This window comes from Phreatobacter oligotrophus, assembly GCF_003046185.1.
Classification (GTDB): Bacteria; Pseudomonadota; Alphaproteobacteria; order Rhizobiales; family Phreatobacteraceae; genus Phreatobacter; species Phreatobacter oligotrophus.
The window spans coordinates 411,994-432,574 of record NZ_PZZL01000002.1; the positions used below are offsets into that span (position 1 = coordinate 411,994).

20 protein-coding genes are annotated in these 20,581 nt (G+C 68.9%); 6 read left to right on the forward strand and 14 right to left on the reverse strand.

Annotation, left to right across the window (positions count from 1 at the left end; genetic code table 11):
* Positions 1–4: 4 nt before the first annotated feature.
* Positions 5–694, forward strand: a complete 690-nt coding sequence (locus C8P69_RS05930; protein ID WP_108174937.1) for an RraA family protein — start codon at positions 5–7, stop codon at positions 692–694.
* On the opposite strand, the gene C8P69_RS05935 is transcribed toward C8P69_RS05930, so the two are convergent.
* The 4 genes from C8P69_RS05935 to C8P69_RS05950 form a co-directional block, all read right to left on the reverse strand.
* Positions 691–1,986, reverse strand: a complete 1,296-nt coding sequence (locus C8P69_RS05935; RefSeq protein WP_108174938.1) for a type III PLP-dependent enzyme — start codon at positions 1,984–1,986, stop codon at positions 691–693. The genes C8P69_RS05930 and C8P69_RS05935 overlap by 4 nt on opposite strands.
* The gene (locus C8P69_RS05940) at positions 1,979–3,442 is read right to left on the reverse strand and encodes an AMP-binding protein (RefSeq protein ID WP_108175556.1); all 1,464 of its coding nucleotides are present in this window, start codon (positions 3,440–3,442) and stop codon (positions 1,979–1,981) included. The genes C8P69_RS05935 and C8P69_RS05940 overlap by 8 nt, the downstream gene beginning before the upstream one ends.
* Before the next feature lie 62 nt (positions 3,443–3,504).
* Positions 3,505–3,762 (reverse strand): acyl carrier protein, encoded by a 258-nt coding sequence (locus tag C8P69_RS05945; protein ID WP_245901884.1) that lies wholly within the window; start codon positions 3,760–3,762, stop codon positions 3,505–3,507.
* A gap of 27 nt (positions 3,763–3,789) precedes the next feature.
* Positions 3,790–4,614, reverse strand: a complete 825-nt coding sequence (locus C8P69_RS05950) for a hypothetical protein (protein WP_108174940.1) — start codon at positions 4,612–4,614, stop codon at positions 3,790–3,792.
* 460 nt (positions 4,615–5,074) lie between these two features.
* On the opposite strand from C8P69_RS05950, the gene C8P69_RS05955 reads away from it, so the two are divergent.
* From C8P69_RS05955 to C8P69_RS05970, 4 genes are all read left to right on the forward strand, one after another.
* Entirely contained in the window at positions 5,075–6,079 is a 1,005-nt protein-coding gene (locus C8P69_RS05955) for a TRAP transporter substrate-binding protein (protein ID WP_108174941.1), read from the forward strand.
* Positions 6,080–6,142: 63 nt separating this feature from the next.
* A complete protein-coding gene (locus C8P69_RS05960) occupies positions 6,143–6,712 on the forward strand; it encodes a TRAP transporter small permease (RefSeq protein WP_108174942.1) in 570 nt (189 codons plus the stop codon).
* Complete coding sequence (locus tag C8P69_RS05965) at positions 6,709–8,028, forward strand: TRAP transporter large permease (RefSeq protein ID WP_108174943.1); 1,320 nt, start codon at positions 6,709–6,711, stop codon at positions 8,026–8,028. The genes C8P69_RS05960 and C8P69_RS05965 overlap by 4 nt, the downstream gene beginning before the upstream one ends.
* A gap of 37 nt (positions 8,029–8,065) precedes the next feature.
* Entirely contained in the window at positions 8,066–8,821 is a 756-nt protein-coding gene (locus C8P69_RS05970) for an SDR family NAD(P)-dependent oxidoreductase (protein ID WP_108174944.1), read from the forward strand.
* A 41-nt stretch (positions 8,822–8,862) separates the two neighbouring features.
* Here the strand turns inward: C8P69_RS05970 and C8P69_RS05975 are convergent, their stop codons facing one another.
* The 5 genes from C8P69_RS05975 to C8P69_RS05995 form a co-directional block, all read right to left on the reverse strand.
* On the reverse strand, positions 8,863–9,627 hold the full coding sequence (locus C8P69_RS05975; RefSeq protein ID WP_108174945.1) for an SDR family NAD(P)-dependent oxidoreductase: 765 nt from the start codon (positions 9,625–9,627) through the stop codon (positions 8,863–8,865).
* A gap of 247 nt (positions 9,628–9,874) precedes the next feature.
* A complete protein-coding gene (locus C8P69_RS05980) occupies positions 9,875–11,110 on the reverse strand; it encodes an acyl-CoA dehydrogenase family protein (protein WP_108174946.1) in 1,236 nt (411 codons plus the stop codon).
* 26 nt (positions 11,111–11,136) lie between these two features.
* Complete coding sequence (locus C8P69_RS05985) at positions 11,137–11,826, reverse strand: TetR/AcrR family transcriptional regulator (protein ID WP_108174947.1); 690 nt, start codon at positions 11,824–11,826, stop codon at positions 11,137–11,139.
* Positions 11,827–11,926: 100 nt separating this feature from the next.
* Complete coding sequence (locus tag C8P69_RS05990; protein ID WP_108174948.1) at positions 11,927–12,655, reverse strand: aspartate/glutamate racemase family protein; 729 nt, start codon at positions 12,653–12,655, stop codon at positions 11,927–11,929.
* 8 nt (positions 12,656–12,663) lie between these two features.
* The gene (locus C8P69_RS05995) at positions 12,664–13,077 is read right to left on the reverse strand and encodes a DUF3830 family protein (RefSeq protein ID WP_108174949.1); all 414 of its coding nucleotides are present in this window, start codon (positions 13,075–13,077) and stop codon (positions 12,664–12,666) included.
* 162 nt (positions 13,078–13,239) lie between these two features.
* Here C8P69_RS05995 and C8P69_RS06000 point away from each other — a divergent pair, with 162 nt between their 5' ends.
* Positions 13,240–14,256 (forward strand): Gfo/Idh/MocA family protein, encoded by a 1,017-nt coding sequence (locus C8P69_RS06000; protein WP_108174950.1) that lies wholly within the window; start codon positions 13,240–13,242, stop codon positions 14,254–14,256.
* 188 nt (positions 14,257–14,444) lie between these two features.
* Here C8P69_RS06000 and C8P69_RS06005 read toward each other — a convergent pair whose 3' ends face one another.
* The 5 genes from C8P69_RS06005 to C8P69_RS06025 form a co-directional block, all read right to left on the reverse strand.
* Complete coding sequence (locus tag C8P69_RS06005) at positions 14,445–16,508, reverse strand: 3-hydroxyacyl-CoA dehydrogenase NAD-binding domain-containing protein (protein ID WP_245901908.1); 2,064 nt, start codon at positions 16,506–16,508, stop codon at positions 14,445–14,447.
* 34 nt (positions 16,509–16,542) lie between these two features.
* The gene (locus tag C8P69_RS06010; protein ID WP_108174952.1) at positions 16,543–17,334 is read right to left on the reverse strand and encodes an SDR family NAD(P)-dependent oxidoreductase; all 792 of its coding nucleotides are present in this window, start codon (positions 17,332–17,334) and stop codon (positions 16,543–16,545) included.
* 30 nt (positions 17,335–17,364) lie between these two features.
* Positions 17,365–18,327, reverse strand: coding sequence for an alpha/beta fold hydrolase (locus tag C8P69_RS06015; protein ID WP_108174953.1), 963 nt, complete (start codon positions 18,325–18,327; stop codon positions 17,365–17,367).
* 96 nt (positions 18,328–18,423) lie between these two features.
* Positions 18,424–19,110 carry a glutathione S-transferase family protein gene (locus C8P69_RS06020; RefSeq protein WP_108174954.1) on the reverse strand — a complete coding sequence of 229 codons (687 nt, stop codon included), beginning with the start codon at positions 19,108–19,110 and terminating at the stop codon, positions 18,424–18,426.
* A gap of 19 nt (positions 19,111–19,129) precedes the next feature.
* On the reverse strand, positions 19,130–20,548 hold the full coding sequence (locus tag C8P69_RS06025; RefSeq protein WP_108174955.1) for a M20 family metallopeptidase: 1,419 nt from the start codon (positions 20,546–20,548) through the stop codon (positions 19,130–19,132).
* Between the last annotated feature and the right edge of the window lie 33 nt (positions 20,549–20,581).

Below are 20,581 nucleotides of genomic sequence, written 5' to 3' on the forward strand. Positions count from 1 at the left end.
CGCCATGGCGCTCGGGTTCCAGATCCTGCCCAAGACCCTGCCGAACGATCCGGCGCTGAAGGAGCTGCTGGCGGGAATCCCGACGCCGCTCCTCAGCGACAATATGGGCCGGCTCTTCGCCGCCGGACCGGCGTTGAGGCCCATGCATGACGGCACGCCCATGCTCGGCTTCGCCCTGACGGTCCGGACGCGGCCGGGCGACAATCTCCTCGTCCACAAGGCCATCGACATGGCCGAGCCCGGCGACGTCATCGTGGTCGATGCGGGCGGCGACCTCACCAATGCGATCATCGGCGAGATCATGGCGCGGCTCGCCGAGAGCCGCGGTGTCGCCGGCATCGTCATCGACGGCGCCATCCGCGATTCCGATGCGCTGGCCACGATGAGCCTGCCGGTCTTCGCGGCGGGCATCACCCATCGCGGCCCCTACAAGGACGGCCCGGGCGAGATCAACACGGGCGCAGTGGTCGGCGGCCAGTGCATCATGCCCGGCGACCTCATGGTGGGGGATGCGGACGGCGTGCTGGCGGTGCCGCGGGCCGAGGTGGCGGCGGTCGCCGCGCTCGCGCGCAAGCAGCTCGCGGCGGAAGACGCCACGATGAAGGCGATCGCCGAGGGCAGGCTGGACCGCAGCTGGGTGGACAAGACCCTCGCCGCCAAGGGCGCCGATCTCGGCAAGGCCTCGCAGTACTAGGCCGCTGTCTCCGCGGGGCCGCCGATGCGGCGGGCCTCGCCGCCGTCGATGAGCACCTCGACGGCCGCGGGGTGGCTGAGGAAGCCCGCGGGGCTCGCCGTCGGCCCATAGGCGCCCGATTGCAGCACGGCGACGAGATCGCCCTCGGCGAGGGCGGGCATCGCGACCTTGCGGGCGAGCGTGTCCAGCGGCGTGCAGAGCGGCCCGACGACGCTTGCCGGGCCTTCCGCCGCCTGCGCCATGCGCGAGGCGGGCACGACCGGATAATCGCGCTTGATGACCTGCCCGAGATTGCCGGAGGCGGCGAGGTGGTGGTGCATGCCGCCATCGACGACGAGGAAGCGCTGGCCGCGCGAGACCTTCGCCGCCAGGACCGCCGCGAGGTAGAGGCCGGCCTCGCCGACAAGGTAGCGGCCGGGCTCGACCAGGACATGGGCGTCGCGAATGAGCGGGTCGGCGGCTTTCAGCGCCGCAAGATCCGGCACGCCGGCCTTGACGGCGGCGAGGTCCAGAGTCGCGTCTCCGGTGAAATAGGGAATGCCGAGCCCGCCGCCGAGATCGATGGTGCGGAGCGGCCGGCCGAGGCGGGCGGCAAGCCGACTCGCAATGCCGAGGGCGTGCCGCCACTGTCCCAGCAGCACGGCGGCATCGAGGATCTGCGTGCCGGCGAAGAGGTGGACGCCGGACAGGTCGAGATGCGGCATGGCATCGAGGCGGTCGACGATGGCGTCGAGATCCTCCTCGTCGAAGCCGAAGGGCGCGGCCTTGCCGCCCATGCGCATGGCGCCGCCCTGCGCCTCGGCGACCGGATTGACGCGGATGGCGACGGGGACGCGCCGGCCGAGCGCGGCCCCGATGGCCTCCACATGGGCGGCCTCCTCGACGCTTTCGAGATGGATCTCGCCGATGCCACCGGCAATCACCGCCTCCAGCTCCGAGCGGCGCTTGCCGGGTCCGGCAAAGAGCATCTCCGCCGGGGGGACGCCCGCGGCGATGGCGGCGCGGAACTCGCCGAGCGAGGCGATCTCGATGCCCGCACCGGCCTCGTGCAGCACGCGGACGACGGCGGGATTGGGGTTCGCCTTGATGGAATAGTGGATGCCGGCGAAGCCTTCGAGCGCCGAGGCCAGAGCCGCATAGGCGCGGCGGATCAGCGCCGCGTCATAGGCGAAGAGCGGCGTGCCGAAACGTTCGGCGAGCGCGCGGGCGGGGATGCCGCCGACGAGGAGGTCATCGCCCGCAGCGGCGAAGTTCTCGGCGACCAGCCGGTCGGTCAGGCCCGGCTCAGCCATGCGTCCGCTCCCGAACGAGCCCGACATAGTCGACCTTGCCGTTGGGGGTGACGGGCAGGCGCTCCACCAGTTCCAGGGCGCGCGGCACCATGTAGGGCGGCAACTGCTCGGCGGCGGCCTGCATCACCGCCGCAATGTCGACCTCGCGGATCGCCACGGCGACGGCATGGACCTTCTGTCCCGCGAAGGGATCGGGCAGGCCGATCACCGCCACCTGCTGGAAATGGCCCATGGCCATCAGGCATTCCTCGACCTCGGTCGGGCTGATGCGGTGGCCGGAGGATTTGATCATCGCGTCGTTGCGGGCGACGAAATAGAGGAAGCCCTCCTCGTCCTCGGTGACGAGGTCGCCGGAGAAGCAGACGGTCTCGCCGCCCTCGGTCGCCGGGCGGAAGGGATGGGGCCGCAGCACCTCGGCGGTGGCGTCGGGCCGGTTCCAGTAGCCGAGCGAGACGGTCGGCCCGCGGTGGACGAGGATGCCGGCCTCGCCGGGTTTCGCCCGCCGGCCATCGGCGGTGACGACCAGCATCTCGCATTCGGGGATCGCCTTGCCGATGGAGGTCGGCCGGCGGTCGATCTCCTCCGGCGGCAGGTAGGTGGAGCGGAAGGCCTCGGTGAGGCCGTACATCAGGAAGATGCGGGTCTCGGGCAGGAGGATCCGCAGCCGCGACACCGTCTCGGAGGGAACCGCGCCACCGGAATTGGTGATGTAGCGCAGCGTCGGCAGCGGCGTCTTCGCCAGCATCGGCGTCGCGCGGGTGAGGATCGCCCAGATGGTCGGCACGCCGGCAAGGCCGGTGATGCCGTGGGCGACGATGGCCTTCACGATGTCGGCGCCAAACTGGAAGGTCAGCAGCACGATCCGCGCGCCCTGCTCCACGGAGGTCAGCAGCTGGTTCAGCCCGTAGTCGAAGCTGAAGGGCAGGATGGAGAGGATGCGGTCCTCGGCGGTGATGCCGAGATAGGTGCGGACGATGCGCGTGCCGGCGAGCAGGTTGCGGTGGCTCAGCATCACGCCCTTGGGGCGGCCGGTGGAGCCGGAGGTGTAGAGGATGGCGGCGAGGTCCTCGCCGATGCCGCCCCGCGGCAGCGGGAGGTCGGGCGTCAACTCGGCGGCGTCGGCGCCATCGGTGGTGAGGAGGACCGTGTCGAGGCCGGCGAAGGCGTCGCGCAGCTCACCGAGCTGCTCGTCACGGGTGAGAACGATGCGTGCCGCGCAATCGGCGACGATGTGGCGGACCTGGGCCGGCTTCAGCAGGACGTTGACGGGCACGACCACGCCGCCGGCCATGGCGACGGCGAAGATGGCGGCGCATTCCTCGAGGCTCTTCGGCAGCACCACGGCGACGCGGTCGCCGCGCTCGAGGCCGGCGGCGAGGAAGCGGCGCGCGAGATGCCGGGCGGCGGCGTGCAGCTCGCCATAGGTGGCGCTGCGCGCGCCGTCCACGACGGCCATGCTGTACGGGACGGCGGCTGCCGTCGCGTCCAGCAGATGATGGAGGAGATGCGGCTCCGGCCTCACGCGCGCTGGCGCTCCACGAAGGCGGCGAGGGTGCCGACCGTCTCGAAATTGTCGGGGTCGAAATCCTCGTCGCTCAGCTCGATGCCGAAGCGCTCGCCGAGGAAGGCGACAAGGTCGAGGATGCCGAGGGAGTCGATGGCGCCGCTGGCGATCAGCGGTGTCGCAGGCGTCACGCCGCGCGCGGCGAGCACCGGAAAGCGCTCGATCAGGAAGGCGGCGATGTCGTCGGTCACGTCCATGGTCTCAGCCTGCACGGCGGGGGTCCTCCGGGGATGCCATCATCAGATACGCAGGAAAACAAATTCGGAATAGGCGTGGTCGACCGCGGCGGCCGGCGGCGCGCCGCGGAAGAAGGTCGGCCGGGCGCGGCGGGTGAACCAGCCACCCGGCACGCTGTCGCCGGGGTCGGCGGGCATTTCCAAGAGGGCGAGGCCGCGCGCGAGGAGATGGCGGGCCAGCGGGCCGATGGCGGCGCGGACCGCCGCAAGGTCGGTGGCATAGATCAGGCGGGCGACGGGAAGGCCGCGGCGGCTGGCGATGGAGACGACCAGCGGCATCTCGCCGGACGCCGTGACGAGCCGCAGCACAAGGCAGCCGAGCTCCCGATGGCCGGCGAGGAGCGCGGCGTCGGCCGCCTCCGGGACGCCGTCGAGGATGCGGGCGCCGCCGCCCGGGGCGAAAGCCGCCACCGGCAGGGCCACCAGAAGGGCGCCGGCATGGCGCTGGACGAAGCCGAACCGGCCGATCATCTCGGTGACGGCGGGGCTCGGCGTCAGGTCGGTGAAGACATCCGCCGGCTCCTCGAGGACGCGGGTCAGCATGCGCGGGGCGAGGAGGCGGAAGCGCGGGTCGACGTACCAGCTCGACAGGTTGACGACGCTGCGACCATCGGCGCGGCGCGAGCGGATGGTCAGCATGACGCCGGCCGGCTCGCCCTTCATGCGCATGATCTGGCCGATGGGACCGAGGCCGGCGGCGGCGTGGTGGGCCGACAGCCGCTCCAGGCCCTCCGACCAGAAGGCCGGCGAGCGCATGGGAAAGCCCTGCGCCAACAGCGCATGCGCCTCCCCCAGCGTGTCCCGTCCGATCGGCTCCAGCATCGGCATCAGTCTAACCGGTCCCCGCCCGGGTCACAGAACATTGTGAACACATCCTTAATCGCCATCCTTAACTGCTATAATTACGGATTACATAAGGAGATAAGGCGGTATTCGCGTCCGGCGAAAACTTGTGGTGCGCGAGTACTGCATTTGCTTCGGAAACAAGCGGTTACTCAAGCCCGTCTTTCCGCTGTCCCCTGGCTGCGACCAATCGACCCGTGGTCCCGGGCTGAGATGTGGCCCCAGGGCAAAACGTCATCACCCGACATCCGCAGAGGAAAGACTGTGTTCCGCCATCGCGCTGCAAAATGACTTCTGCATCGCAAAATAAATCCATTTAAATTCGCGATGCAGCATGATGTTTTGCGATTGAACACAACGAAATCATCCGCTCATAATCCCCATAGACCCGCGAAAGACGGGCCGCACCGCAGAGTGCACGACAAATCCTGGGAGGATTACGGAGATGGATACCAGGCTCACGCGCCGTCGGGCGCTCGCAGGCATGGGCGCCGCGGCTTTTGTCATCGGCAGCCCCTCGATCCTCAAGGCGCAGGCGCCGATCACCCTGAACGGCGCCGTGCAGTTCAACGACGACCACGCCTTCACCAAGGCGCTGGTCCGCTTTGAGGAGCGGGTGAAGGCGCTCTACGGCAAGCCGATCGCCTTCAACCTGCACAAGAACTCCTCGCTCGGTCTTGAGAAGCAGTATTTCGAGTACATGGCCCAGGGCCGAGCTGTGGACTACGGCATCGTCTCGCCGGCGCATATGTCGACCTTCGCCCGCGCCGCGCCCTTCATCGATGCGCCCTTCGTGTTCCGCGACGTGGACCACATGGGCAAGGTCGTCGCCGCCAAGATGCTGAAGCCCATCGAGGACGAGGTGGAGCGCCGGGCCGGCGTGAGGCTCGTCGGCCATGCCGGCGGCGGCACCCGCAACATCTTCGCCAACAAGCCGATCAAGAACCTCGCGGAGATCCGCGGCCTCAAGATCCGCGTCCAGGGCGCCCCGATCTGGTCGCGCACCTTCTCCGCGGTCGGCATGTCGCCGACGGTCATCGCCTATAACGAGATCTACAACGCCATCCAGAACGGCGTGATCCAGGCGGGCGAGAACGAGGCGGCAGGCGTCGAGGCCATGAAGTTCTTCGAGGTCGCGCCGAACCTCATCATGACGCAGCACGCGGTGTCGATCCGACCGATCTGCTTCTCGATGAAGACGCTGACCAGCCTGCCGAAGGACCTGCAGGACGCCATCCTGCAGGCCGGCGCGGAGGCGGGAGAGTATGGCCGCCAGGTCGAGTCCAGCGAGGACGGGGCCAAGCTCGAGGCGCTGGAGAAGGCGGGCCGTCTCAAGCGCATCGCCTTCGAAGAGCGCGATGCGATGAAGAAGCTCACCGACCCGGTCATGGCGGCCTACGCCAAGGAAGTCGGCGCCGAGGGCATCTTCGGCCAGGTCAGCGGCGTCTGACAGCGGTCACGGGCCCGCCGCAAGCCGGCGGGCCCCCACCCTCATCGCATCCGAAAGCATCCCATGGCGACCGACAGCCCCGCGCAGCCCGTGGCGAGCCTCTGGCGACGCTTCACCGCCGCCTATGCCGCCCTGCTCTCCCATCTGGTGGTCGTGTCGATCGCCATCCTGCTGATCCCGGTCAGCCTGCAGATCTTCTCGCGCCACACCGATCTCATCCCGAGCTACATCTGGACCGAGGAGATGGCGCGGTTCCTGTTCATCTGGGCCATTGCCATCGGCGCGATGATCGGCGTTCGCGAGTCCACCCATTTCGAGGTCGACGTCATGCCGGAACTGCCGCCGCGCGGCGAAGCCGTGGCGCGCTTCGTCGGCCGCATCGGCGTGCTGGTAATGGCCTGCGTCTTCGTCTTCGCCGGCATCAAGTTCACGCAGTTCGCCTGGTTCCGCACCTCGGAACTGGCCGACCTGCCGCTCTGGCTGATCCACCTGCCCTGGCCGCTGATGGGCGTCACCTGGATCGTCTTCCTCGGCGAGCAGATGCTCGATGACATCCTCATCATGACCGGCCGCAAGGCCCCGCCGCAGAAGGCTTCGCTGGCGGATATCGACGCAGGGACGCTCAACCTATGACCGGCTCCGTGCTCACCGCCGGGCAGGCGGCCTTCGTCCTGTTCGGGTCCTTCTTCGCGCTCATCGCGCTGCGCGTGCCGGTCGCCTTCGCGCTCGGCCTCGCCTGCCTGCCGATCCTGCTCATCGAGCCGCGCCTCGACACGGTCACGCTGATGTCGGAGAGCTTCAACGCCTTCAATTCCTTCATCCTCCTGGCGGTGCCGTTCTTCCTGCTCACCGCCAACCTCATGAACATCGGCGGCATCACCGACCGGCTCCTGAAGCTGTCGCGCACCATGGTCGGCCACTGGCCGGGCGGCCTTGCCCAGATCAACGTCGTGCTGTCGCTGTTCTTCGCCGGCATTTCCGGCTCGTCCACGGCGGATGCCGCGAGCCAGTCGAAGATCTTCATCGAGGCCCAGCGCCGCGAGGGCTATGACGACTCCTTCTCGGTGGCGATCACCGCGGTCTCGGCGGTGCTGGCGGTCATCATCCCCCCGTCGATCCTCATGATCGTCTGGGGCGGCATCCTCACCACCTCGGTGGGTGCGCTGTTCCTGGCCGGCATCATCCCCGGCATCCTCATCGCGCTGGCTCAGATGGCGACGGTGCATGTCTATGCGGTGAGGCGGGGCTATCCGACCTATCCGCGCGAGACCTGGCGCGCCTTCATCTGCGCCTGCGCCCATTCCTTCCTCGCGCTGATGACGCCGGGCATCATCATCGGCGGCAAGATCTTCGGCTGGTTCACCGCCACCGAATCCGCCGCGATCGCCGTGCTCTATGCCGGCGTGCTGTCCTTCGTGGTCTATCGCGAGATGGACGCGAAGGGGCTCTATTCGGCCCTGCTCGACACCGGAAAGCTCACCGGCATCATCCTGTTCTGCGTCGGCACGGCGAGCTGCTTCGGCTGGCTGCTGGCCTATTACAAGATCCCCGAGGCGATCCTCGCGGGTGTCTCGGCCTGGAACATGGGCTTCATCGCCACCGGCTTCTTCATCGCCGGCGTGTTCCTGGTGGTCGGCTGCTTCCTCGACGCCATCCCCGCCATCATCATCTGCGGGCCGATCCTCCAGCCGCTGGCCAAGGCGGTGGAGATGGACCCCGTCCATTTCGCGATGATCGGCATCGTGTCGCTGGCCTTCGGGCTGGTGACGCCACCCTACGGGCTCTGTCTGATGATCGCTTGCGCGGTGGCGGGGATGCGCATGCGCGACGCCATCAAGGACACGGTGATCATGCTGATCCCGCTGCTGATGGTGCTGGCGCTGGTCATCGTCTGGCCGAAGGTGACGCTGTTCCTGCCAAGCCTGGTCTCGCCGGAATTCCTGAACTGAGGGGCGAGACCCCTCCCCGACTCGCAAGGAGTGCATCATGGACTTCAACGGCAAGGTGGCCTTCGTCACCGGCGGCGCGTCCGGCATCGGCGAGGCCGCGACGCGCGGCTTCGCGAAGGCCGGGGCGAAGGTCGCCTTCACCTATATTTCCAGCGGCGCCGAGGCGAATGCGTTGGAGCAGGAGATCGCCGCGACCGGGGGCCAGGCCCTCGCCATCAAGGCGGACATGACGCGCGAGGACGAGGTCACGGCGGCCTTCGCCGCGGCGGTCCGCGCCTTCGGCACGGTCGACGTCGTCTTCACCAATGCCGGCGGCATCCTGCAGCGCGTCGGCACGGCGGATTCGACCCTCGACCTGTGGGAGCGGACCTTCGACCTCAACGTGATGTCGACCTACCTGACCTGCCGGGCGGCTGCGGCGATCATGGTGGAGAAGAAGTCCGGCGCCATCGTCACCATGTCGTCGCTGGCGGCGATGAACGGCGGTGGCCCGGGCGCCCTGCACTATGCGGCGTCGAAGGGCGCTATCGTCACCTATACGCGGGGTCTGGCGAAGGAGCTCGGGCCCCACGGCATCCGGGTCAACGGCGTCGCGCCGGGGCTGATCGCCACGCGCTTCCACGTGCAGTTCAACACGCCGGAGGGCCGCAAGGCGGTGGTGGAGCAGACGCCGCTCCGGCGCGAAGGCACGGCGGAGGATGTCGCCAACCTCGTGCTGTTCCTTGCCTCGGACCAGGCCTCGTTCATCACCGGCGAGACGGTGCAGATCAACGGCGGCACGGGGCTGTATTGAGGGCCTGGGGACGAGGCCAAGCCTCGTCCCTCGAGACCGACTCAGATCGTCACGCCACCATCGACCACCAGGCACTGTCCCGTCATGTAGGAGCTCGCCTTCGAGCCGAGATAGACGGCGGCGCCCGCGATCTCGTCGGGGTCGCCGATGCGGCGGAGCGGCGTCTCGCGCTCGCGCGCCTCGCGGGCCTCCTTGTCCTCCCACAGCGCCTTGGCGAAATCGGTCTTGATGAGGCCGGGGGCGATGCAGTTGACGCGGATGTTGTGGCGGCCGTGCTCGTGGGCGAGGTTGCGGGCGAGCTGCATGTCGGCGGCCTTGGAGATGCAATAGGCGCCGATGACCTCCGAGCCGCGCAGGCCGCCGATGGAGGAGACGATGATGATGGAGCCGTCCTTCCGCTCGATCATCTCCGGCACGACCATCGAGATCAGCCAGTTGTTGGCGACGATGTTGTTGGTGAGGATCTTGCCGAAGGCATCGTCCGAGATGCCGGCCATCGGCCCGTAATAGGGGTTCGAGGCGGCGTTGCAGACCAGCACGTCGATGCGGCCGAGCTGGGCGCGCGTCTCGTCGACGAGGCGCTGCAGGTCCTCCTTCGAGGAGATGTTGGCGGGCACGACGATGGCGGTGCCGGCGCCGTGCTTCGCATTGATGGCGTTCGCCACCTCCTCGCAGGGGCCGGCCTTGCGGGAGGAGATGACGACCTTGGCGCCGTGCTCGGCCATGCGCTCGGCGATGGCCCGGCCGATGCCGCGCGAGGAGCCGGTGATGACGGCGACCTTGCCGGTCATGTCGAAGAGATTCATGGCGTGTCCTTCCCAATGTTCTGTGCGGGGAACGGCCCCACCCTCCCCCTCCCCTTGTCGCTCCGCTCCAAGGAGAGGGGGACCACGGCGTCCCGTTCAGGCCGAGACGGCTGGGCCAGGCCCAACCTGTCCAATGACCCGCGCCGTCGAAGTCTCCCTCTCCTCGCGCCAGCGAGGGGAGGGTGCGGGTGGGGCATGAAGCCGGCGACGGCAGCCGGACCGACCGGCCGCCGCCTGCCCATCACCCTCAATGGTTCACGTACTTGCCCATCTCCATGCGCGCGATGGAGCGGTTGTGGACCTCGTCCGGACCATCGGCGAGGCGCAGGGTGCGGATATGGGCATAGGCCTTGGCGAGACCGAAATCGGTGGTCACGCCGCCGCCGCCATGGGCCTGGATGGCGTCGTCGATGACCTTGAGGGCGACGCGCGGCGCCGCCACCTTGATCATGGCGATCTCCAGCTTGGCGACCTTGTTGCCGACCTTGTCCATCATGTCCGCCGCCTTGAGGCAGAGGAGGCGCGTCATCTCGATGTCGATGCGGGCCTCGGCGATGCGCTGCTCCCAGACCGAATGCTCGGACACGCGCTTGCCGAAGGCGACGCGCGACTGGATGCGCTTGATCATCTTCTCCAGCGCCACTTCGGCAACGCCGATGGTGCGCATGCAGTGATGGATCCGGCCCGGGCCGAGGCGCCCTTGCGCGATCTCGAAGCCGCGGCCCTCGCCGAGAATGAGGTTCTCGGCCGGCACGCGAACATTCTCCAGGAGCACCTCGGAATGGCCGTGGGGCGCATCGTCGAAGCCGAAGACCGGCAGGTGGCGCAGGATCTTCACGCCGGGCGCGTCGAGCGGCACGAGGATCTGCGACTGCTGCATGTGCTTGGCCGCGCCCGTGTCGGTCTTGCCCATGACGATGGCGATCTTGCAGCGCGGGTCACCGACGCCGGACGACCACCACTTGCGGCCGTTGATGACGTAGTCGTTGCCGTCGCGGCGGATGGAGGTCTCGATGTTGGTGGCATCCGAGGAGGCGACCGCCGGCTCGGTCATGAGGAAGGCCGAGCGGATCTGGCCGGCCATGAGCGGACGCAGCCAGGTCTCCTTCTGGTAGCGCGAGCCATAGCGGTGCAGCACCTCCATGTTGCCGGTGTCGGGCGCTGAGCAGTTGAAGACCTCGGAGCCGAAGCCGACCCGGCCCATCTGCTCGGAGCACATGGCATATTCGAGGTTGGTGAGGCCGGCGCCGTGGAACTCGTCGTCGTCATGTTCGGCCGAGGGCGGCAGGAAGAGGTTCCACAGGCCTTCCGCCTTGGCCTTGGCCTTCAGCTCCTCCAGCACGGGGACGACCTGCCAGCGGTTGGCGCCAAAACCCTCCATCTGGGCGTCGTAGGTCGGGATCGCCGGATAGACGTGGGCGTCCATGAAGGCGATGACGCGGTCGCGCCAGTAGCGCTGGCGGTCAGACATAGTGAAATCCATGGGGATCCTCCTTTTGGGTTTCTCGTTCAGGTCGGGATGGGGGTGGCGGCGAGGCTGCGCGAGACGAGCCCCAGGAATTCGGCGCGGATGCCGGCGAGGTCGACGCCCTCGGGATCGAGCACCCACTGGGCCATGATGCCGCGCAGCGCTGCGGAGAGGATGAGCGCCTGGGTGCGCGCATCGATATCCGGGCGGATCTCCCCGGCCTCGATGGCGCTGGCGATGAGGCGGCCGAACTCGGTGGCGGAATCGCGGTTGAAGGTGGCGACCGCCTCGGCGAGCGCCGGCTTGTGGGCGGCGCCCATGAGCACAGCAATATAGGCGCGCATCTTGGTGAGGCCGACGGCGGGCCGGGCGAAGGAGGCATCGATCGTCGCGACGAGGCGGGCAAGGCCGCTGGTGCCGCGCAGCCGCTCGCGGCGCTGCTGGGTGAACTCGTCGTGGATGGCCTCGGCCATGGCGGCGAGGAGCTCGTCCTTGGAGCGGAAATAGTGGCCGGCAAGGCCGCGGCTGTAGCCGGCGCGCTCGCCCGCCTCGGCCAGAGTCAGGCCATCGACGCCCTTCTCGGCGACGATCTCGGCGGCCGCCGACAGCATGCGGCTCTCGGCCTCGGCGCGGCGTTCGGCCTGGGTGCGGCGGCGGCGGATCGCGACGGGCTCGGCGGCGGCGATGACCGCCTCCCCTGCCCCGATCGCCTTGCGCGGCACCGCGCCCATCCCGTCATCCCGCCGTCATGTTATTTGCTTGCTCGCAAACAAATAACATTGCCGTGCCCGGGTCAATCGGGAAGGACGCGATCGGCCGTTTGGGGGAGGCTCAGCCGAAGCGGCGGGGGCGCAGGCCCTGATGCAGCCAGGTGATGAGCGAATAGACGTCGAAGACCGGCAGGCCCAGTTCGGCGCTGAGGGCGCTCGCATAGGGCGGCATGTTCGTGCATTCGAGCACGATGGCGCCGACCTCCGGATGGCGGGCGAGCAGGTCGCGGCCGGCGGCAAGGATGTCGGCTTCCGCCAGCGCCGTGTCGAGGTCGTGCTTCTCCGCCTTCACCAGCACGCGGAAGAGCTCGCGCCCGCCCTCGATCCCGGCGACGGGCGTGTCGGCGGGGGCGCCGACGGCGGCGAAATGCGCGGGGGTCAGCGACGGCGCGCTGACCGTGATGACGCCGACGCGGCGGCCCGGCGGCAGCGTCGCCTGCACCCAGGGGATCTGCATCAGTGCGGAGGTCGCGACTGGCACGGCAACCGCTGCCGCCAGCTCGCGCTGGAAGAGGCTGAGGAACCCGCAGGTCGTGGTGATGGCCTCGGCGCCCTCGTCGACGAGCTCGCGGGCGGCAGCGATGAAGGCGGGAAGCAGGCCCTTCGCCCCGTCCAGCACGACGCGCTCGGCAGAGGCGCCGCGCACCACGCGGTAGAGGACGGGGAAGGGCCAGGTGGTGGCATTGCCCATGTCGCCCGGCACGCGGGCGAAACGGGTCTCCAGCATGAGAATGCCGAGGGGCGCGCCGTGGACGGCCTTGCCGCCGCGGGCGATGCTCCCCCCGGCCATCGTCACGCTCACATCAGGTCGAAGCGGATGGGCTGGGCGCCTTTCAGCAGCACCATGCGGCCGAGCGGATGGACGTTCTCCATCCCCTCGATGATCGACAGGAAATGGTTGCCGGCGAGCGGGCCGGCCTTGGAGGCGAAGGAGACCGGGCCATAGGCCATGAGGATCTCGGTCTCCGAGACGCCGCCGGGATAGAGGATGATCTGGCCGGGCGCGGGGTGGCTCGTGGCGTTCTCATAGCCGACGCCGAAATCGAGGTCGCCAAGCGGCATCCAAACGCCCTCGCCGCTCCAGCGCACGTGGATGATCTCCGAGATGAAGGGCAGGGCCTTCAGGAAAGCGGCGCAGGTCTTGGGGGCGGCCTCTGTCTCCAGCTTGGCGACGAAGGTGTAGGGGCCGGCGGTGATCTTCAGCTTGGTCATGAGGGGCTCCGAAAGGCCCGCGATATGTGCATGGGCCGCGGGGCTTAAGCAAGCGCCCCAGCGGAAGGCTGGCCGGCCGCAAAGCGTTTTCAACCCGGCGGCAAATCGCCCACACTCGCGCCAAGCCGCCGGCACGCGCGGCAGGATCAGGGCAGGACATCCATGGCGCGCATCCGCATCGGCATCATCGGCCTCGGCAATGCGGTGGAGCCGCATGCGAAAAGCCTTCTCGACCTCAAGGACCGCGTCGAGGTGGTGGCAGCCGCCTCCCGCAGCGAGGAGCGGATGAAGGCCTTCGCTGGCCGCTTCCCCTTCCCCGTGACGACGGACATCGAGGGCGTGCTAGGCGCGAGCGACGTCGACGCGGTGTGGATCCTCACACCCCCGAACTCCCATCTGGAGCTGGTCAGGGAGGCGGCCCGCGGGCGCAAGCACGTGCTGTTGGAAAAGCCGCTCGACATCAGTCTCGACCGGGCGGAGGCCATCGTTGCGGGCATGCGCGGGGCGGGCCTCACCCTCGGTGTGACGCTGCAGCATCGCTTCCGGCCGGCCTCGCTCAGGCTCAAGGCGCTGCTGGACGAGGGCGCGCTGGGGCGGATCGGGGCGGCGAGCTGCACCGTGCCGTGGTGGCGGCCGCAGGCCTATTACGACCAGCCGGGCCGCTGCACCCTCGCCCGCGACGGCGGCGGCGTGCTGATCACCCAGGCGATCCATACGCTGGACCTGTTCCGCTCGCTGGTCGGCGACATGACGGTGACGGCGGCGACCGCAGCGACCACGCCGGTTCACCGGATGGAGACGGAGGATTTCGCCGCGGCGCTGGTACGGCTCGACAACGGTGCGCCGGGCGTCATCCAGGCGACGACGGCGGCCTTTCCGGGCGGCGAGGAGCGCATCGAGATCATGGGCACGCTCGGCACCGCCTGGCTCGCCGGCGGCACTTTGCGCGCCGCCTTCATCGACGGGCGGGAGGAGATCGTGGTGCGGCATGAGGGAGCGACCGGCGGCGGCGCCAATGTCATGGACTTCCCGCACGACTGGCACCGGTCGCTGATCGGCGACTTCCTCGACGCGATCAAGGAGGGCCGGGATCCCGTGGTGTCGGGGGCGGAGGCCTTGAAGAGCCAGCAGCTGATCGCGGCGATCCTCGACAAGGCGGGCTGGCGGACGGAGGGGTAAGCGGCGCGCCGCCCTCACCTCTCCCCGGCGGGGAGAGGTCGACGAGCGCAGCGAGGCGGGAGAGGGGGAGCCTTCGCGGAAACGAACAGCCCCCTCTCCCGGCCTTCGGCCGACCTCTCCCCGCCGGGGAGAGGTGAAGGTCGCTCCTCGCAGCGGACGCCGTGACAGGTGGGACTCTTAGCCTCCCCTCACTTCCAGTCGCGGAAGCCCTTGCCCTCGGCCACCAGCTTTTCCAGCAGCGCAGAGGGCTTGAAGTCGGCGCCGTGCAGGTCCTCGAAGCCCTTCATGACCTTCAGCACCTCGGCGAGCCCGATCGTGTCGCCGTAGAACATCGGCCCGCCGCGATAGACCGGCCAGCCATAGCCATTGACCCAGACCGTATCGATGTCGGAGGCGCGGATGGCCTTGCCCTCCTCGAGGATCTTCGCGCCCTCGTTGATCATCGGATAGATGCAGCGCTGCAGGATCTCCTCGTCCGAGATCGGCCGGCGGTTGTTGCCCTTCTTCGCCGCGAGGTCGAGGATGACCTTCTCGGTGATCTCGGAGGGCTTGGCGTTGCGCGCCTCGTCATAGTCGTAGAAGCCGGCGCCGGTCTTCTGGCCGCGACGGTCCATCTCGCAGAGGATCTCGCGCACCGTCTCGCCCTTCGAGGTCTCGCGCGACCAGCCGATGTCGAGGCCGGCAAGGTCGCTCATGGCGAAGGGGCCCATGGGCAGGCCGAAATCGTAGAGCACGCGGTCGACATCCCAGGGCATGGCGCCCTCGAGGATGAGCTTCGTCGCCTCACGCTGGCGCTGCGCCAGCATGCGGTTGCCGACGAAGCCGTGGCAGACGCCGACGAGGACGCCGACCTTGCCGATGGTCTTGGCGAGGCCCATGGCGGTGGCGATGACGTCCTTCGCCGTCCTGTCGCCGCGCACCACTTCGAGGAGGCGCATGACGTTGGCGGGGGAGAAGAAGTGCATGCCGATGACGTCCTCGGGCCGCGAGGTCGCGGCGGCGATCTCGTTGACGTCGAGATAGGAGGTGTTGGTGGCGAGGATCGCTCCCTTCTTCACGATGGCGTCGAGCTTGCCGAAGACCTCCTTCTTGATCGCCATGTTCTCGAAGACCGCCTCGATGACGAGGTCGCAATCGGCCAGCGCCGCGAAGTCCATCGAGGGCGTGAAGCGGCCCATCCGCGTCTCGACATCCGCCATGGAGAGGCGGCCGCGCTTGGCGGTGTTCTCGTAGTTCTTCCGGATCACCGAGAGGCCGCAGTCGAGGGCCTCCTGCTTGGCCTCGACGATGGTGACGGGGATGCCGACATTGACAAAGTTCATGGCGATACCGCCGCCCATGGTGCCGGCGCCGATGATGCCGACCTTGGCGATCTTCCGGGTCGGCGTGTCGTCCGGCACGTCGGGGATCTTGGCGGCCTGGCGCTCGGCGAAGAAGACATGGCGCTGGGCGAGCGACTGGGTGCCGACCATCAGCCGCATGATCGTGTCGCGCTCGAACTTGAGGCCGGCATCGAAGGGCATGGAGACCGCCGCCTCGACGCACTGGATGCAGGCCTCGGGCGCCTCGAAGCCGCGGAACTTGCGGGCATTGGCCTTGCGGAAGGCGGCGAAGACGCTCGCATCCGCCGTCAGCTTCTCGGAGCGGTCGCGCACCTTCTTCAAGGGCGCGGCCTCGGCGACCAGCTTCTGCGCGAAGGCGATGGCGTCGGCGCGGAGCGCGCCCTCGCCGACCACGGCATCGACGAGGCCGTGGGTCGCGGCCTCGGCTGCCTTCATCGGCTCACCGAAGGCGATGACCTCGAGCGCCCGCTCGATGCCGACGAGGCGCGGCAGGCGCTGGGTGCCGCCGGCGCCGGGCACGAGGCCGAGCTTCACCTCAGGGAGCCCGAGCTTCGCCGAGGGCACGGCGACGCGGTAGTGGCAGGAGAGCGCCAGTTCGAGGCCGCCGCCGAGCGCCGTGCCGTGGATCGCCGCGACCACCGGCTTCGGGCAGGCCTCCAGGATCGCGTTGACCTCGTTCAGCGGCACGCCCTTCGGCGGCTTGCCGAACTCGGTGATGTCGGCGCCGGCGATGAAGGTGCGCCCGGCGCAGTGGATGACCACCGCCTTCACGGCCGCATCGGCGCCGGCCTTCTGCACCGCCTCGGCAATGCCGGTGCGGACATTGGCCGAGAGCGCGTTCACCGGCGGCGAATTGACGGTGACGACGGCGATGGCGCCTTCGGTGGCGAGATCGACGACTTCGTTGATGGCGGTCACGGGCGAACTCCTGATGAAGACTAAGTCAGCGCGGGCGCTGGCCGGCGAAGGGAAGCGTGGAGGACAGGCCGCCATCGACGGGGAAGGCCTGGCCGTTGACGTAGCTCGCCTCGTCGCTGGCGAGGAAACAGGCCATGGCGGCGATCTCCTCGGGCTGGCCAGGGCGGTTCAGCGGGTTGAGCTGGCCGAGCTTGCCCTCGCTGCCGCGCTTGCGGGCGTGCTCGAAGATCGGGACGGTCATGCCGGTCTCGATAAGGCCGGGGCAGACCGCGTTGACGCGAACGCCGGTGCCGTAGAAGGCGTTGGCCGCCGTCTGGACGAGGCTGACAACGCCGGCCTTGGAGGCGGAATAGGGCGCGCCGCCGGCATTGGCCTTGAGGCCCGCGACCGAGGCCGTGCAGACGATGGCGCCATGGCCTTGCGCGATCATCAGCGGCGCGACCTCGCGGATGGCGAGGAAGGGCCCGATCAGGTTGACGCGCAGGATCTCCTGCCAGCTCTCTACCGTCAGGTCGAAGAAGGGCGTCAGGCCGCCGGAAATGCCGGCATTGGCATAGATGGCGTCGATGCCGCCGAAGGCCTTCACGGCCTCGGCGACATAAGCCTTCACGTCGGCCTCGGAGCCCGCATCGGCGGCCATGGAGCGCGCCGTCGCGCCGGTGGCGCGGATCTCGGCGGCGACCGCCTCCACCGCCTCCGCCGAGCGGTCGACGAGGAGAACGGAGGCGCCCTCCCTGGCGAAGAGCCGGGCGCTCGCCCGGCCGATGCCACTCGCCGCACCGGTGACGATGGTGCGCTTGCCCTGAAGCCTGCCCATGCGGGTCCTCCCGAGACCTTCTTCGCCCTGTTACCGGGCCTTGTCGTTGGCGTCCCAGGCCGAGATCACCGCGCGCATCGTGGTGACGAGCGCCAGCGGCTGGTCGATCAGCACGTGGTGCTGCGCCTCCGGGATCTCGACGAAGAGGGTGCCGGCCGGCGCCTGTTGGCGCACATACGTCTTGATCTCGTCGGGGAAGAGCACCGAGCGCGAGCCCCAGGTGATGGCGAGGCGGCATTTCGCGGCGGCAAGGTCCTCGGCCGGATCGCGGCGGGTCATGCGCGACCACATGAAGGGGTCGAAGCGCCAGGTCCACCCCGACGAGCCGTCCGGTTTCTTCACTTCGCGCAGCGAGTGACGGGCGATGTTGTCGACGATGTAGAGGTTCTCCGCCGTCTGCGCCGGCATGAGGCGGAAGCGGGCGAGCGCCTGTTCGAAGCTGTCATAGACTAGCGTGTCGCGCGGCTCGCGGGAGGGCGGCCGGCCGAAATCGCGCTTGGCCCGCATCTCCTTCGACAGGAAGGGCGAGTCGATGGTGATGAGCCCGCCGATGCGCTCACCATGGACGGCGGCGAAGGCCATGCCGGGGAAGCTGCCGAAGGAATGGGAGGCGACGATGGGCTTCACCGGCCCTTCCTCGAGGCCGGTCGCCTCCAGCGTCGCGAGCATCTCGCCCATCAGGTCGTCCATGGAATAGGCGGGACGCCAGTCGGTGCCGCCCATGCCCGACCAGGAAGTGGCGACGACACGGTGGGTGGACGCGAAGAAGGGCGCGAGGTGGCTCCACCAGTCGGCATGGGCGGAGCCGCCGTGGAGCAGGAGCAGGCCGGGCTTGCCGCGCTCGCCCCATGCGAGCGTCTCGATGGTGACGCCGGCGCCCTGGTGCGTGGTGCGCTCCGGCGCCACGGCCAGGGCGTCCGTGAACCAGGCGGGGGCCGGCGGCCTTTCGCCGGCGAAGGCGACCAGTGGTGCGGGGATCGGCTCACTGGCCATGCGGAAGTCCCGGTGGATGCGACGGGCGGAAGCATTCACCCCGCTCCCGCCCCTCGCAATAGGCCGAACGGCAGGAGCGCGGGTGGATTGCTGCCGTCAGCCGGCCTTCTTCAGATGGCCGAACATGACCTTGCGGGCCTCGTCGTCCATCTGCGCCTTGAAGGTGAAGCGGTCCTTCAGGGCGACGGCGCGGCCGGCGGCGGGACGGGCCGAGACGGCGTCGCACAGGCGCTTGACGTTCGGATAGCGGTCGAAGGCGCCTTCGCCGAGGACGAAGGGCAGCATGCGGATCCAGCCCCACAGCGCCATGTCGACGATGGAATAGGCATTGCCCACCATCCAGTCGCGGCCGGCGAGGTGGCCCTCGACCACCTTGAGGTGGCGGTCCGCCTCGTACTGGTAGCGCTCATGGGCATAGGGCACCGGCTCCGGCGCGAAATGTTTGAAGTGCACGGCCTGGCCGAAGAAGGGACCGATGCCGGTGGCGACGAACATCAGCCAGGAGAGGAGCTCGCCGCGGGCCTTGGCATCGCCTGCGGGGGGCAGGAACTGGCCGGACTTCTCGGCGAGGTAGAGCAGGATGGCGTTCGAATCGAAAACCACCGTGTCGCCGTCGGTGATGGCGGGCACCTTGCCGTTCGGGTTGATCGCGAGGAACTCCGGCGCGAACTGCGCGCCGGTGCGGGTGTCGACGGCGATGGGCTCGTAGGGCAGACCCGTCTCCTCGAGGAGCAGGGCGACCTTGGTCGGGTTGGGCGAGCCGTTGAAGTAGAAGCGGATCATCGGGGGACCTTTCGGGCGTTCAGCCGGCGGACATGGTGAGGGGCGGACCGATCTCGTCGGGGATCGGACAGACGTAGGGGGTCGCGGCGGTGCGGCGGGCGAGGTCCGCCTTGGCCGCGGCCATGAGCTCGGGGTTCGACAGGACCGCGGCGCCGGTGGCGGCCATGGCCTTGGCCACCTGCACCATGGCCTTGTGGGCGGCCGGCATCTTGCCCTGCGCCACCACCTGCCAGGTGTGGAAGGGCGTGCCGATGGCGACGGTGGGCGCATGGGCCTGGACGGTCGGCACGACCCAGCTGACATCGCCGACATCGGTCGAGCCGATGAGCGGGTTGCGCTTGGCATCGAGCGGCACGGTGAAATCGGCGAGCGGCCGGTCCTCCGGCTCCATGCCGATCGTGTGATAGACGCTGGCAATGTCTTGCGGCGTCAGGGTCGCCTGGATCTTGCGGGCGAAGTCGCGGTCCGCGTCATCGAAATGCGGGGGACCGAGATCCTCAAGTACCGTCTGCAGCGCCTTCTCCAGCGGCGTGTTGCCGAGGATGTTGGAGACGGCGGAGATGATCTTCACCTCGACCTTGGTCTCGGTCATCAGCGCGGCGCCTTGGGCGATCTTCTTCACGCGCTCGACGAGCTCGAGCATGCCCGGCAGGTCGCGGGCGCGGATCGAATAGCGAACCCTGGCATGGGCCTGCACGACGTTCGGGGCGATGCCGCCGGTGTCGAGAAGGGCGTAGTGGACGCGGGCGTCGGAGGGCATGTGCTCGCGCATGTAGTTGACGCCGACATTCATCAGCTCGACCGCGTCGAGGGCCGAGCGGCCGAGATGCGGCGAGGCGGCGGCATGCGAGGCCTTGCCGGTGAAGATGAAGTCGGCGCGGGTGTTGGCGAGCGACAGCGGCGGGGCCACCTCCCACCAGCTCGACGGATGCCAGGTGATGGCGACGTCGGCATCCTTGAAGGCGCCGGCGCGGACCATGAAGGCCTTGGCCGCGCCGCCCTCTTCGGCCGGGCAGCCATAGTAGCGCACGCGGCCGGGCGTGCCGGTCTCGGCAAGCCAGTTCTTCATGGCGGTGGCGGCCAGAAGGGCCGCCGAGCCGAGGAGGTTGTGGCCGCAGCCATGGCCGTGGCCGCCGGTCTCGACCGGGCGATGCTCGGCGACGCCGGCCTCCTGGCTGAGGCCCGGCAGGGCGTCATATTCGCCGAGGAAGCAGATGACCGGCCCGCCCTCGCCCGCCTCGCCCATGACGGCGGTCGGAATGCCCGCGAGGTTCTCGGTGACACGGAAGCCCTCGGCCTTCAGCTGCGCGGTGTGCTCGGCGCAGGAGCGGACTTCGGTGTAGCAGACCTCGGGCATGCCCCAGACGCGGTCGGAAAGTTCGATGAGACGGCCTGATGCCGCGTCCACCTGCCGCCACAGGTCGCTTCGGTTATCCATGATGTCCTCGGGATAGGCTGCGAAGGGCGCATA

Coding starts and splice junctions, on each gene's coding strand:
- C8P69_RS05930 (WP_108174937.1), top strand. CDS start 5: ATGGCGCTCGGGTTCCAGATCCTGCCCAAGACCCTGCCGAACGATCCG.
- C8P69_RS05935 (WP_108174938.1), bottom strand. CDS start 1,986: ATGGCTGAGCCGGGCCTGACCGACCGGCTGGTCGCCGAGAACTTCGCC.
- C8P69_RS05940 (WP_108175556.1), bottom strand. CDS start 3,442: ATGGCCGTCGTGGACGGCGCGCGCAGCGCCACCTATGGCGAGCTGCAC.
- C8P69_RS05950 (WP_108174940.1), bottom strand. CDS start 4,614: ATGCCGATGCTGGAGCCGATCGGACGGGACACGCTGGGGGAGGCGCAT.
- C8P69_RS05955 (WP_108174941.1), top strand. CDS start 5,075: ATGGATACCAGGCTCACGCGCCGTCGGGCGCTCGCAGGCATGGGCGCC.
- C8P69_RS05960 (WP_108174942.1), top strand. CDS start 6,143: ATGGCGACCGACAGCCCCGCGCAGCCCGTGGCGAGCCTCTGGCGACGC.
- C8P69_RS05965 (WP_108174943.1), top strand. CDS start 6,709: ATGACCGGCTCCGTGCTCACCGCCGGGCAGGCGGCCTTCGTCCTGTTC.
- C8P69_RS05970 (WP_108174944.1), top strand. CDS start 8,066: ATGGACTTCAACGGCAAGGTGGCCTTCGTCACCGGCGGCGCGTCCGGC.
- C8P69_RS05975 (WP_108174945.1), bottom strand. CDS start 9,627: ATGAATCTCTTCGACATGACCGGCAAGGTCGCCGTCATCACCGGCTCC.
- C8P69_RS05980 (WP_108174946.1), bottom strand. CDS start 11,110: ATGGATTTCACTATGTCTGACCGCCAGCGCTACTGGCGCGACCGCGTC.
- C8P69_RS05985 (WP_108174947.1), bottom strand. CDS start 11,826: ATGGGCGCGGTGCCGCGCAAGGCGATCGGGGCAGGGGAGGCGGTCATC.
- C8P69_RS05990 (WP_108174948.1), bottom strand. CDS start 12,655: ATGGCCGGGGGGAGCATCGCCCGCGGCGGCAAGGCCGTCCACGGCGCG.
- C8P69_RS05995 (WP_108174949.1), bottom strand. CDS start 13,077: ATGACCAAGCTGAAGATCACCGCCGGCCCCTACACCTTCGTCGCCAAG.
- C8P69_RS06000 (WP_108174950.1), top strand. CDS start 13,240: ATGGCGCGCATCCGCATCGGCATCATCGGCCTCGGCAATGCGGTGGAG.
- C8P69_RS06010 (WP_108174952.1), bottom strand. CDS start 17,334: ATGGGCAGGCTTCAGGGCAAGCGCACCATCGTCACCGGTGCGGCGAGT.
- C8P69_RS06015 (WP_108174953.1), bottom strand. CDS start 18,327: ATGGCCAGTGAGCCGATCCCCGCACCACTGGTCGCCTTCGCCGGCGAA.
- C8P69_RS06020 (WP_108174954.1), bottom strand. CDS start 19,110: ATGATCCGCTTCTACTTCAACGGCTCGCCCAACCCGACCAAGGTCGCC.
- C8P69_RS06025 (WP_108174955.1), bottom strand. CDS start 20,548: ATGGATAACCGAAGCGACCTGTGGCGGCAGGTGGACGCGGCATCAGGC.